Below are 12608 nucleotides of genomic sequence, written 5' to 3'. Positions count from 1 at the left end.
CGAACCCCTTGAGTCCAGTCGTTAACCTTGAGGCCGATCAGACCGTGCCGACCGTGCGCAGGCGGGCCTTGGGATGGACCTCGTTCTGGCTCATCACCACGGTCTGACCCCGGAAACGTTCGATGATCGAACGGACATAGGGGCGAACCTGAGGACCGGTCAGCAGAACCGGGTTCTCGCCGGCCATGGCGGCGCGTTCGAAGACGTCACGCACATTGCGGATGAAGTCCTGCAGTCGGCTGGGGGCCATGGCCAGTTGCTTGTCTTCACCGGGGCCGATCAGGCTGTCGGCGAAAGACTGCTCCCAATCCGGCGACAGTGTGATGATCGGCAAGGCGCCGTCGTCGCCGCGGTTGGCCCAGCACAGCTGGCGGGCCAGACGGGTGCGGACGTGTTCGACCAGGGTGGTGACGCTGGTGGTGTGCGGCGCGGCCTCGGCCAGGCCTTCGAGGATGGCGGGCAGGTCGCGGATCGAGACCTTTTCCCGCAGCAGGGTCTGAAGCACGCGTTGCAGGGTGGTGACGGTGACGACGGTCGGTATCAGTTCGTCGACGAGCTTCTTCTCTTCCCCGTTCAACTCCGCCAGCAGCTTCTGCACCTCGGCGTAGGACAGCAGCTCGGCCATGTTCTCCTTGAGGATCTCGGTCAGGTGCGTGGTCAGCACCGTCGAGGGATCGACCAGGGTGTAACCCCGGAAGGTGGCCTCTTCGCGCAGGTTTTCGTCGATCCAGGTGGCGGGCAGGCCGAAGGCGGGTTCGCGGGTGTGCTCGCCGGGCAGTTCGACCTGGCGACCGGCCGGGTCCATGGCCATGAGGGACGACAGACGCACCTCGCCGGCCCCCGCCTCCATCTCCTTGATCCGGATGGCGTAGCCCTGATTGGGCAGGCGCATGTTGTCGAGGATGCGGACCGACGGCATGACGAAGCCGTATTCCTGGGCCAGCGAGCGACGCAGGGCGCGGATCTGATCGGTCAGGCGACGCCCTTCCAGATCATTGATCAGGGACAAGAGGGCGTAGCCCAGCTCGATCTTGACCTCGTCGATGCTCAGGGCGGTCGAGATCGGCTCCTCGACATCTTCCTTGGGCTTGCCCAGGTCGACGGATTCGACCACGGCAGGCCTCAGCCGGTTGCGGCCCAGACGCCAGGCCATGAAGCCCGTACCAAGGGCCAGGGCGGCGAACGGAATCAGCGGCATGCCCGGGATCAGGCCAATCAGGCCCGAGGCGCCGGACACGACGCCCAGGCTGACCGGGTTGGTGGCCAGTTGCGCCACCAGGGCCTTGTCCGCCGTGCCCTCGACGCCCGCCTTGGACACCAGGAAGCCGGCGGCGATGGAGATGATGATGGCCGGGACCTGGGTCACCAGACCGTCGCCTATGGTCAGCTGGACATAGGTGTTGGCGGCCTCGCCTACCGGCAACTGGTGTTGCAGCACGCCGATCAGCAGGCCGCCGATGGCGTTGATGAAGGTGATGATCAGGCCCGCCACGGCGTCGCCGCGCACGAACTTGGAGGCGCCGTCCATGGCCCCGAAGAAGGTGGATTCCTGTTCCAGCTCCTTGCGCCGCAGCTTGGCCTGGTCCTCGTCGATCAGGCCGGACGACAGGTCGGCGTCGATGGCCATCTGCTTGCCCGGCATGGAGTCCAGGGTAAAGCGGGCCGAGACCTCGGCGATGCGGGTCGAACCCTTGGTGATGACCACGAAGTTCACCACCAGGACGATGGCGAAGATGATCACCCCGATGATGAAGTTGCCGCCCATCATCAACTGCCCGAAGGCGTTGATGACCTGACCGGCGCTGTCGTGGCCTTCGTGGCCATGCGTCAGGATCAGGCGGGTCGAGGCCAGGTTGAGGCCAAGGCGGAACAGGGTCGAAACCAGCAGCACCGTGGGGAAGATGGCGAAGTCCAGCGGCCGCTTCATCATCACGGCCGTCATCAGGATCAGGACGCTGGACACCAGCGAGATCGCCAGCAGCAGGTCCAGAAGCATCTTCGGGACTGGCAGGATCAGCAGCATGATGACGCCGATCACGCCGAGCGCCATCATCACTTCGCCGCGCATCACCCAGCCGAGCGCGTCACGCCCGGTGGGGCGCGCATAGCCGTCCTTCATCAGGATCGGCGCATCAACCATGGCGGCAGACGAAGGTCATCCCGCCAGATGACAGGATTCGCGAGATCTCAGCCATGGCCGAGGGCTTTCAACGCCAGACGGGTGGCGTCGGCGATGACGGCCTCGCGCTGGGCGTCGGTCGAATCCTTCGTCGCGTGGAAGTAGACGGCGATGACGACAGGCGCGCCGGTGGGCGGCTGGATCAGGCCGATGTCGTTGGTCGGGCCGTAACCGCCGGTGCCGGTCTTGTGCGCCACGGCCCAGCCGGCGGGCGCGCCCGCCTTGATGCGGCCCTGCCCGGTCGGGGTGTCGGTCATCCAGCGCATCAGCAGAGCCTTGGAAGCCGGGTTCAGCGGGGTCTCGGGCGAGACCAGCAGGCGGCTGATGTTCTGCACCGACTGGATCGGGGTGATGGTGTCCTTGTCGCCGTCCGCGCGGTTCATCTCGGGCTCGAGACGATCGATGCGGGTGCTGTCGTCGCCGATGCCGCGATAGAAGGCGCGCAGGGCTTCCAGCCCGCCCATCTCGCGGATCAGGATATTGGCGCCGGGGTTGTCGCTCAGCTCGACCGTGGCCTGCATCAACTGCTCGACCGTCAGGGTCGAGCCGACCGCCGGCTCCGTGGTCGGGGCGTGGTTGATCATGTCGGCGGCGGTGATCGGGATGGCGCGATCCAGCCGCTCCTGTCCCGCCTGGACGCGCAACAGGGTGGCGCCGGCCAGGTACATCTTGAAGGTCGAGCAATAGACGAAGCGTTCGTCGCCGCGCCAGGCGGCGTTCTTTCCGCCCGAGGCCACGGCCAGACCCAATCGCCCGCCGTGGCGCGCTTCCAGATCAGACAGGTCCAGATCCAGCGTCCCGCCGTCCGCCGCCATGTCGGCGTCGATATCGGTTTCGGCGGACTTCACCTCGCGCGAACAGGCGGCGAGCGCCAAGGCGCCGGCGCCGAGCAGAAGGGTTCGACGGTCGGCGCGCATGGCCCTAGCCCGCCGCACCGTAGGCGGCGGCCACGCCCGACTGGGGCGCTGGAATCGCCGTGCCTTCGTCGGCGTATTCGTTGAGCTTGTTGCGCAGGGTGCGGATCGAGATGCCCAAGATGGTGGCCGCATGGGTGCGGTTGCCCAGGCAGTGGTTCAGGGTGTCGAGGATCAGGGTCTTTTCCATCTCGGCCACGGTCTGACCCACGAAGCTGCGGGTCATGGCGTCGGCCATCTGGGCCGCATGACCGGCGACGCCAGCGTCATAGGTCGAGGCGGTCGGCGACGGCGCGGTCGAGCCGCCTTCCAGCAAGGGCCGACCATCCGGCAGACGGATAGCGTCGACGTCGATCTCGGGCCCCGTAGCCAGCAGCACGGCGCGGTGCATGGCGTTTTCAAGCTCGCGCACGTTGCCGGGCCAGCGGTGGCCGACCAGGGCGCGGCGGGCGTCGACCGAGATCGGGCGCGGCGGCACGCCGTTGGCGGCGGCGTACTTGCGAATGAAGTGGTCGCACAGGACGGCGATGTCGCCCGGGCGTTCGCGCAAGGACGGCAGGCGCAGGTTCACCACGTTCAGGCGATACAGCAGGTCTTCGCGGAAGGTCCCCTCGGCCACGGCCTTGGCCAGGTCGCGGTTGGAGGTGGCGATGATGCGGATGTTGACCGGCACGGGCTTGGAGCCGCCGACGCGGTCGATGACCCGCTCCTGGATGGCGCGCAGCAGCTTGGCCTGCAGGCGAGCGTCCATCTCCGAGATTTCGTCCAGCAACAGAGTGCCGCCGTCGGCCTCCTCGAACTTGCCGATGCGGCGGGCCACGGCGCCGGTGAAGGCGCCCTTCTCGTGGCCGAACAGCTCGGATTCCAGCAGGTTGTCGGGAATGGCGGCGCAGTTGACGCTGATGAAGGCGCGGTCGGCGCGCTTGGAGCCGTTGTGCAGGTGACGGGCCATCACCTCCTTGCCGACGCCGCTCTCGCCGGTGATCAGGATGGAGGCGTCCGAACGCGCCACCTGATCGGCCAGGGCCACGACGGCCTTCATCGCCGGGTCGGCCGAGATCATCGGGCGCTCGTCGTCGGCCACGGCGGACAGGACGGCGGCGATCAGGTCCGCCTCGGGCGGCAGGGGGATGAACTCCTTGGCCCCGGCGCGGATGGCGTCGGCGGCCTCCTTGGCGTCGGCGTCCACGCCGCAGGCGACGATCGGCACGAAGATGCGCTCGGCGTCGTTGGCGGCGATCAGGGCGGCGATGTCGATGCGGTAGTCGACCATCATCAGGTCGGCCCCCTGCCCGCGACGCAGTTGCTCGGTCGCCTGATCGGCGCGCTCGACGTGCTGGACCTTGGCGCCGTGCGCCATGGCCATCTTCACCGCCGTCGCCAGCTGTCCGCTGAGCCTGCCAACCACCAGAAGCCGCATGGGTCTTCTCCTCTAGATCTCTACTTCGAAAACCGGGCGGCCAATCAGGCGCCCGAGTCCTCGGTCTTGATGATTTCCGTCATAGTCACGCCCAGGCGATCCTCGACGACGACGACCTCCCCACGGGCGACCAGACGGTTGTTGACGAAGATGTCGATGGCCTCGCCGACCTTGCGGTCCAGCTCCAGCACAGAGCCGCGGTTCAGCTTCAGCAGTTGCGCCACCGACATGTGCGCCTTGCCCAGCACGGCCGAGATGTTGACCGGCACGTCAAAGACGGTGGCCAGGTCGGCGGCGGACTTGTCGCCGCCCTCGTCGGCTACGTTCAGAGCGGTGGAGTCGCCAAACTCTTCCAGGGCGAGATCGTCAATGGCCATCAGAAGGCGCTCCGGTCGAGGGGTTCAGCATGGCCGGCCTCGGCCGCAAGCGCGGCCTCCAGCGCGGCGGAAACGCGGGCGGCGACGCCCTCGGGATCAAACTCGGCGCGGCCGTCGGCCCATTCCAGGGTGAAGGCGGCGGCGGGGGCGCCGGCGTCCTCGCGGAAGGCGATCAGGCCGCTGAAGCCGGCGTCGGCGCACAAGGCCTCAATGTGGGCGCGGGTCGCCTCATCAAGCCCTGAGGCGCGGACCAGCAGACGGGGCGAGGCGTCGACCTCCTGGCCCAGGGCCTCGATGGCGGCCTCCAGCGGGCGACGCGGGAAGCGGTCGAAAGCGGCGGATGCCAGAACCCGAGCGGCGGCGACCGACAGTTCCGCCGACTGTCGCCGGTGGGCCTCGGCGACCGTGCTGAGCGCGCCCGCCGCATGGGCGACCGACTGGGCCAGGGCCGACAGGGCGTCGGCGCGCAGAGCCTCGACCTCGGCCAGAGCCTGCTGGCGGGCCTCCAGCCGCGCCTGGGCCACCAGGGCGTCGACTTCGGCGGGGGCGAAGCTGCGCTTGGTCGGCTGCCAGGTCGAGGGGCGCACGACATCGCCGGCCGCGTCGAACTCGGTGTCGAAGATGAAGGGGCGTGCGGTGGAGAGGATGCCGGTCATGTCAGTAGATCAACTCGTCGTCGCCGCTCTGGCCGGCCAGCATGATGTCGCCGCGCGCGGCGAGATCCTTGGCCACCTGGACCATGGTCATCTGGGCGGCGTCGACGTCCTTGAGGCGCACCGGCCCCATCGACTCCATGTCCTCGCGCATGATCTTCGACGCACGCTCGGACATGTTGGAGAAGAACATTTCGCGAAGAGCGTCCGAGGCGCCCTTCAGCGCCAGGCCCAGTTGGTCCTTCTCGACCGCGCGCAGCAGGGTCTGGACGCCGCCGGGGTCCAGCTTGGACAGATCCTCGAACACGAACATCAGCGAACGGATGCGCTCGGCCGAGTCGCGGCTGCGTTCCTCCAGGGCGCCGATGAAGCGGGCCTCGGTCTGACGGTCGAAGCTGTTGAAGATGTCGGCCATCAATTCATGGCTGTCGCGCTTGGACGTGCGCGCCAGGTTGGACATGAACTCGGTCCGTAGGGTCTGTTCGATCTTGTCGAGGATGTCGCGCTGCACCGGCTCCATGCGCAGCATGCGCTGGACGCATTCCAGGGCGAAGTCCTCTGGCAGGGCCGTCAACACGCGCGAGGCATGGTCAGGCTTGACCTTGGACAGGACCACCGCGACCGTCTGGGGGTATTCGTTCTTCAGATAGTTGGCGAGAACGGCCTCGTTCACATTGCCGAGCTTGTCCCACATGGTCCGGCCGGCGGGACCGCGGATTTCCTCCATCAGGGCGTCGACGCGCTCGCCCGGCATGAAGGAAGCCAGCAGGCGCTGGGTCTGTTCGTAGCTGCCCATCAGGGCGCCGGCGCCGCCGATGCCTGAAACGAACTCGACCAGAACCTCCTCGACCACCGAGGCCGCCACCGTCCCGAGGCCTGCCATGGCCTGGGAGACCTCCTTGATCTCCTCCTCGTCGAGCTGCTGCCACAGGATGGTGTGCTCTTCGCCCAGCGACAGCAGGACGACGGCCGCCCGTTCAGGCCCCGTCAGCTTGCGGATGTCGTCGACCGGCCCCTTCTTGCTCACCAGACGGGTCATTAGCTTTCATGCACCCAGGAGCGGAGGATGGCGGTGGATTCCTCCGGGTGGGTGTCGACGAAATCGGCCACCTTCTTGATCGAGGAAGCCTTCACCTGTCCCTCGATGCGGGCGATGTCGAGGCGCTGATCCATCTCGCTGGGACCGGCCAGCATGGGCGGGGAGCCCGGCAGGACGCCGCCGACCAGCTGAGTGTCCAGAGGGGTCACAGGCATGCCGTTGGCCCCGATCAGGGCGGGCGTCCCAGCGCCGCCGGAAGCCGTCTTCAGCAGGGGGCGGACAACGAAGAAGATCAACAGCAGGCCCGTGATCAGCAGGACCAGAAGCTCGACCCCACGCATGATGTCGTTCTTGTCGAAGTTGAACAGCGACGACCCTTCTTCCGCGCCCGGCGCCGCCGAGGGCTCGCGGTTGAAGCGGACATTGATCACCTCGATCTTGTCGCCGCGCGTCTCGTCGATGCCGACGGCGGCGGCGACCAGGGTCTTGATCTGCTGGACTTCCTCGGCCGTGCGCGGGGCGTAGGTCGGCTCGCCCTGACCGTTGGCGGCGGGCGTGTACTTGCCGTCCACGGCGACCGAGACCGACAGCTTCTTGACCTCGCCCGGCTCCTTCACCGTCGTCGTGGTGGTGTTGGAGATCTCGTAGTTGGTCGTCTCGGTGTTTTCCGAGTTGGTCGACCCGACCGGGGTGGCGTTCGGGGCTGCGCCGCCGGGAATGTTGTTGGTGGCGGTGACGCCGCCGTCGGCCTGACCCGTCGTGTCCTGGGACTGCGAGCCGTTGGTCGAGGTCGAGCGAACCACCTGGCCGTCCGGATCGAACCTCTGCTCCTGGGTGGTCGAGCGGCTGTGGTCGATGTCGGCGGTCACCTGGACACGGGCCGCGCCGGCGCCGACGACGCCCTCGACGATATCCTGGATGCGGGTCTGAAGCTGGGCCTCGGTCGTGGCCTTGGCGGCCTCGGCGTTGGCCGAGGTGAAGCCGCTGTCCTCGGACCCGGCGGCCAGGGTGCGGTTGGACTGATCCGTCACCGTGACCTTGTCGGGCTTCAGGTTGGGCACGGACGAGGCGACGACGTTGCGGATGGCGCGGACCTGATCGGCGCTGAGGTCGCGCCCGCCGACGCCGACGACCACGGCGGCGGTCGGATCGATGGCGGCGGCCTGGAACATTTCCCGGCGCGGCATGGTGATGTGGACGCGGGCCGAAGTGATGCCGCGCATCGACATGATGGTGCGCGACAGCTCGCCCTGCAGGGCGCGCTGCTCGTTGAGGTTCTGCTGGAACTCGGTCTGACCCAGCACCGACTGGTTGTCGAAGATCTCGTAACCGACGCTGCCCGAGGTCACGAGCCCCTTGCCCGCCAGCATCAGGCGCGCCGTGCCGACCTCGTCGCGGCTGACGAAGATGGTCGAGCCGTCGCCCTTGGACGAATACTTGATGCCCGCCTGGTCCAGGGCGGCGCTGATCTCGGACGCTTCGCGCAGGTCGAGATTGGAATAGAGCAGCGCGTCGGGCGCCTGGCCCACACGCAGCATGACAGCGACCAGCACGGCCGCGACGCCGGCGGCGACGCCAAGCACTGCGGCCAGACGACCGATCCCGAACTTCTGCAACGCCGCCGTGAAGCCGCCCACGCGTCCCCGCCCCATACTGGCGGGAGGACCACACCGCCCCGCTAGGCAGAAAGTGCCGCGTGGATGGTAAACGCCGCGTTAAGATGCGTTAAAGATTGAAGGAATCCGCCCCAAACCCTTCTCCCCTTGAGGGAGAAGGCGGCTTGCGCAGCGAGACGGATGAGGGGTGGCGGCGCGACCGATGACAATCGGACACGAAAAAGGGTGCGGCCCTGCCGGAAACGGCAATGCTCACACCCCTCATCCGAGCGCCTGCGGCGCCCACCTTCTCCCTCAAGGGGAGAAGGAAGACAGTCAGGCCGCCTTCAGCAGCTCCGCCTTCTGGTCCGCCGCCGCGTTGATGCGGGCTTCGGCGATGGCGTCGGCGATCAGGTGGGTCGGCTTGTTCTCGGAGACCGAACGCTCGAGGATTTCCTCGAAGGTCTCCATCAGGCGCGACAGCTTGCCTTCAACCCACGACGGGTCGTAGGCGCCGCCGGTCTGGCGGGCGTTCATTTCCGAGGCGACGTTGATGATGCCGCCGCCGTTGACGACGTAGTCGGGGGCGTAGAGCACGCCGCGTTCGAACAGGATCTGGCCGATGTCGGGGGTGGCGAGCTGGTTGTTGGCGGCGCCCACCACAGCCTTGACCGTCAGTCGATCCAGGGTTTGCAGGTTCAGCGTCGCGCCCAGGGCGCAGGGGGCGTAGATGTCGGCCTTGACGTCATAGATGGCGTCCGGGGCCACGATCTCGGCGCCCGTGCGGGCGGCGACCTCGGCCAGGACGGCGGTGTTGACGTCGGTCATGATCAGCTTGGCGCCGGCCTTGTGCAGCTTGTCGGCCAGATAGCCGCCGACATGGCCGACGCCCTGCATGGCGATGGTCAGGCCGGTCAGGTCGTCCTGGTTCCACAGGCGGCGGGCGACGGCCAGGGTCGAGCGATAGACGCCCTCGGCGGTGACGGGGCTGGGGTCGCCCGAGGCTTCCGGGCCGTCCTTCAGGCCCAGGACGTATTCGGTCGCCTTGCGGGCTTCGGCGATGTCCTCGACCGAGACGCCGACGTCTTCAGCGGCGTAATAGGCGCCGCCCAGGCCGTTCAGGGCGCGACCGAAGGCGCGGAACAGCTCCGGCGATTTCTGGGTGCGGCTGTCGCCGATGATGACCGACTTGCCGCCGCCCATTTCCAGATCCGCGACGGCGTTCTTGTAGCTCATGCCCTTGGACAGGCGCAGCACGTCTTCCAGCGCTTCGGCGGAGGAGGCGTAGTTCCACATGCGGGTGCCGCCGACAGCGGGGCCGCGTGCCGTGGAGTGAACCGCGACGATAGCTTTCAGGCCGGTTTTCTCATCATGGAAGGCGTGGACGCCTTCATGGTTCGCGAAAGAGGGGGAATCAAACAGCGTCTTGCCCATGACAGGCCTTTCCTGGGGTATTTTTTATTGCGCGAGGAGATACGCCGCGTCCGCCTAAACGGCAAGCATGACGGTTTCGCGTCAGGAAAAGGGTCGGGTTGGGCGGATCAGCGCGCCTTGGGATCGGCTTGCAGCACTGGCAGCACGGGCGCGGCGCCGGACGGCAGAGGCGCCGCCGCGTCGCGCAGCCAGGCCTCGATGTCGCGATAGATGACCTCGCCCTGCAGGTCGCGGTTGAGGATATGCCACCCGTTGGGATACCAGGCCGTCCGCAGGTTGGGCCGCTCGCCCGCCCGTTCCAGCGCCAGTCGCATGGGGCCCTTGCGCACGATCTGATCGTGCGCGCCGTACAACAGCAATGTCTGCTTCTCGATCGCGCCCAGACGGATGGAGGCCGCCTCCATCAGATCGACCAGGCCGTTCATGGCGTCGAACCGGGTGGAGATGATGCTGCCAGGGTCCCGTCCATTGCGGATCAGCTCAAGCGTATTGTCCGAAGCGCGAATATTGCGAACGGCGAAGGCAGGGGGTTCAACGGCCCGGTCGCCCATCAGTCGCGCGGCCGCCCACAACCCGGCCCGGTTGAACGGACTCTGGCTGGACCAGCCCCAGACGCCGGGGGCCAGCAGGATGACACGGTCGGCGTCGGGTGCAGCCTCGCCTCCAAAGGCGGCGATGGTCGAGGACCCGCCCATGCTCTCGCCCGCCACCACGATCAGGGCGTCAGGCCGCTCGGCACGGACCAGGGCGACGATGGTGCGCAGATCGGCGCTGGTCAGGGTCTCGGGCGCGAACTCGCCACGATGGGGCGACAGGCCGAAGCCGCGCTGATCATAGGCCCAGGTCTCGATGCCGCGCGTCGCCCACCACGGCCCGGCCAGCCGGAAGGAGGAATAGTGGTCGTTGAAACCGTGCAGGGCGACGATGACGGCCCAGGGTTTCTGGCCGTTCTCAGGGCTCCAGCGCAGATAGGGCAGTCGGGCGCCGTCCTGCACCACGAAGGCGCCGCGTCCCAGGGTCCCGGCCTCGATGCGGGGGCCAGTGAAACCGATGGGCGGTGTTTCCGGCCCTTGCAGATGCGGCGTGGCGCAGGCGGACACGGCGAGCGCGAAAAGCGCCGCCCCGAATGCCCGCTCACCCCGGCGGACGCCGGGGCCCAGTCCTTTGGCCGCACGCGCAAGCTTGGCCGACAAGGATGCGATCAGACCCCTACCCGGCTTGATGAGACCCAAAGCACTGGATCCCGGCGTCCGCCGGGATGAGCGGGAATGTGATGTCACGCCAAAATCTCCGCTGTCCTCTGGCGAAGGTAGGGCAGAACCTCGGCCTCGAACCACGGATTTTTCCGCAGCCAGGCCGTATTGCGCCATGACGGGTGCGGCAGGGGCAGTATGGCGGGCGCGTAGTCACGCCAGGCGCGGACGGTTTCGGTCATGTTGGAGCGGGCGCGGTCGCCCAGGGCCCAGACCTGGGCATAGCCGCCGACCAACAGGGTCAGCTCGACCTTGGGCAGTTCGGCCAGCAGTCGGGGCCGCCACAGCTCGGCGCATCGGCGCGGCGGGGGATAGTCGCCGCCTTTCGGATTGGTGCCGGGAAAGCAGAAGGCCTGGGCGGCGACGCCCAGGCGCGGATCGCCGTAGAAGGTCGCTTCATCCACGCCCATCCAGTCACGAAGACGCACGCCGGATGGATCAGTGAAGGGCAGACCGCTTTCATGCACCCGCCGCCCCGGCGCCTGGCCGCAGATCAGCAGGCGCGTCTGGGGCGCGACCATGACCACCGGGCGCGGCGTGTGGGGCAGTTGCCCCAGGCAGGCCCGGCAGGCGCGGATGTCGGCGAGGACGTCGTCCAGGCCCGACTCGGGGCCGGTGTCCGGTTCAGTCGAAATCGTCATCCGATTTTTCGACCGGCGGCAGGGCCGCCAGAGCCGCCGCCGTCTCGGCTTCAGTCGGGAGCCGCAGACGGATCACGCCCTTGAAGGCGTTCGGATCGACCGCCTTGCCCTTCTTGGTGATGGTCAGCCTGCCCTGACGCATCAGGCCCAGGGCCGTGGCGCGAACCTTGGGCAGCATCCGCTGCCACTGCTCGGGCTGCAGCTCCTTGGCCACTTCCGAAGGTTCAATACTCTTGCCGCCGACGCTCTTGGGGTCGGCCTTGGCCAGTTTTTCGAAAATGGCCGCTTCGATTGGATCGCTCATCGGGTCTATATGCTGCACCGCAAGATCGGAAAGAAGGCGTAATCGGCATGGTCGCGAAAATCACAGTCACCGAAGGCGAGTTCGCCGGCTGGCAGACCTATGACCTGCACGACACCTTCGACGTGGTGGTCGGTCCCTTCTACGGCAAGCTGGACCCCGACGGCCATATGCGCTGCGCCTTCCGCGCCGAGCAGAAGCACATGAACGCCGGGCATCGGATGCATGGCGGCTGCCTGATGACCTTCGCCGACATCGCCATGTTCCAGATCGCCTATCAGGAGATGGAGGGGGCGTCGGGCGTGACGGTGCAACTGGATTCCACCTTCATCGACGGAGCCTATGTCGGCGAACTGATCGAGGCGACCGGCCAGGTCACCAAGGCGGGCAAGAGCCTGATCTTCGTGCGCGGCCAGATCAACACAGGCGAGCGTCTGCTGATGACCTTCTCGGGCGTGATCCGGAAGTTCACGCCGCGAGACTGACGCCGCTACTTCGAAGGCGAATAGACCACGCGGCATTCGCCATCCACCGTGGTGTAGCGACCGTTGGCGGCGTCCACGAAGGCGATGCGGCCGCCGTCGTTGTACTCGACCTTGCCGGTCGAGCGGCCTTTGAAGGTCTCGACGCCATAGGTCCAGCAGGTGATGTCCGCCGGGCGGTCGCTGAAGGTGGCGTCGTTGCGCGCGCGTCGGCTTTCCGTACAGGCGGCGGCCGATGCGGCGAGACCAAGGACGAGGGTGATCGTGAGCGCTCTGTTCATGCCGCACAGCTTGGCATGACGAACAGCGCCCGAAAAGCG

The 12608-nt window shown here is 67.4% G+C and carries 13 protein-coding genes; 1 reads left to right on the top strand and 12 read right to left on the bottom strand.

All coding sequences use genetic code 11. The annotated features are described in order from the left end of the window. Positions 1–37 precede the first annotated feature (37 nt). From flhA to ACOZBP_RS11405, 11 genes are all read right to left on the bottom strand, one after another. Complete coding sequence (gene flhA / locus ACOZBP_RS11455; RefSeq protein ID WP_422676590.1) at positions 38–2119, bottom strand: flagellar biosynthesis protein FlhA; 2082 nt, start codon at positions 2117–2119, stop codon at positions 38–40. Positions 2120–2187: 68 nt separating this feature from the next. Continuing rightward, on the bottom strand, positions 2188–3096 hold the full coding sequence (gene bla, locus ACOZBP_RS11450; RefSeq protein WP_422676565.1) for a class A beta-lactamase: 909 nt from the start codon (positions 3094–3096) through the stop codon (positions 2188–2190). A gap of 4 nt (positions 3097–3100) precedes the next feature. Next, complete coding sequence (locus ACOZBP_RS11445) at positions 3101–4513, bottom strand: sigma-54 interaction domain-containing protein (RefSeq protein ID WP_422676564.1); 1413 nt, start codon at positions 4511–4513, stop codon at positions 3101–3103. 44 nt (positions 4514–4557) lie between these two features. Continuing rightward, a complete protein-coding gene (gene fliN, locus ACOZBP_RS11440; RefSeq protein WP_422676563.1) occupies positions 4558–4890 on the bottom strand; it encodes a flagellar motor switch protein FliN in 333 nt (110 codons plus the stop codon). Continuing rightward, positions 4890–5546: a flagellar assembly protein FlbE gene (locus tag ACOZBP_RS11435; RefSeq protein WP_422676562.1), complete on the bottom strand. Its 657-nt coding sequence runs from the start codon at positions 5544–5546 to the stop codon at positions 4890–4892. Before ACOZBP_RS11435 ends, fliN begins: the two co-directional genes overlap by 1 nt. Position 5547: 1 nt before the next feature. After that, positions 5548–6582, bottom strand: a complete 1035-nt coding sequence (fliG, locus tag ACOZBP_RS11430; RefSeq protein WP_422676561.1) for a flagellar motor switch protein FliG — start codon at positions 6580–6582, stop codon at positions 5548–5550. Beyond that, entirely contained in the window at positions 6582–8219 is a 1638-nt protein-coding gene (gene fliF / locus ACOZBP_RS11425; protein WP_422676560.1) for a flagellar basal-body MS-ring/collar protein FliF, read from the bottom strand. Before fliF ends, fliG begins: the two co-directional genes overlap by 1 nt. A 294-nt stretch (positions 8220–8513) precedes the next feature. Continuing rightward, positions 8514–9611 (bottom strand): Glu/Leu/Phe/Val family dehydrogenase, encoded by a 1098-nt coding sequence (locus tag ACOZBP_RS11420; protein WP_422676559.1) that lies wholly within the window; start codon positions 9609–9611, stop codon positions 8514–8516. 107 nt (positions 9612–9718) lie between these two features. Next, positions 9719–10804 (bottom strand): alpha/beta fold hydrolase, encoded by a 1086-nt coding sequence (locus ACOZBP_RS11415; protein ID WP_422676558.1) that lies wholly within the window; start codon positions 10802–10804, stop codon positions 9719–9721. 83 nt (positions 10805–10887) lie between these two features. After that, the gene (locus ACOZBP_RS11410) at positions 10888–11505 is read right to left on the bottom strand and encodes a uracil-DNA glycosylase family protein (protein ID WP_422676557.1); all 618 of its coding nucleotides are present in this window, start codon (positions 11503–11505) and stop codon (positions 10888–10890) included. After that, entirely contained in the window at positions 11489–11809 is a 321-nt protein-coding gene (locus ACOZBP_RS11405; protein WP_422676556.1) for a DUF3253 domain-containing protein, read from the bottom strand. The genes ACOZBP_RS11410 and ACOZBP_RS11405 overlap by 17 nt, the downstream gene beginning before the upstream one ends. A gap of 47 nt (positions 11810–11856) precedes the next feature. Between ACOZBP_RS11405 and ACOZBP_RS11400 the strand changes: the two genes are divergently transcribed. Continuing rightward, the gene (locus ACOZBP_RS11400) at positions 11857–12291 is read left to right on the top strand and encodes a PaaI family thioesterase (protein ID WP_422676555.1); all 435 of its coding nucleotides are present in this window, start codon (positions 11857–11859) and stop codon (positions 12289–12291) included. 5 nt (positions 12292–12296) lie between these two features. On the opposite strand, the gene ACOZBP_RS11395 is transcribed toward ACOZBP_RS11400, so the two are convergent. Continuing rightward, the gene (locus ACOZBP_RS11395) at positions 12297–12569 is read right to left on the bottom strand and encodes a hypothetical protein (protein WP_422676554.1); all 273 of its coding nucleotides are present in this window, start codon (positions 12567–12569) and stop codon (positions 12297–12299) included. Positions 12570–12608: the final 39 nt, after the last annotated feature.

The organism is Brevundimonas sp. NPDC058933, from assembly GCF_049315965.1.
In the GTDB taxonomy this organism is placed as follows: domain Bacteria; phylum Pseudomonadota; class Alphaproteobacteria; order Caulobacterales; family Caulobacteraceae; genus Brevundimonas.
Note: the sequence above shows the minus strand (reverse complement) of the source record. Positions and strands in the feature narration are given on the sequence as shown.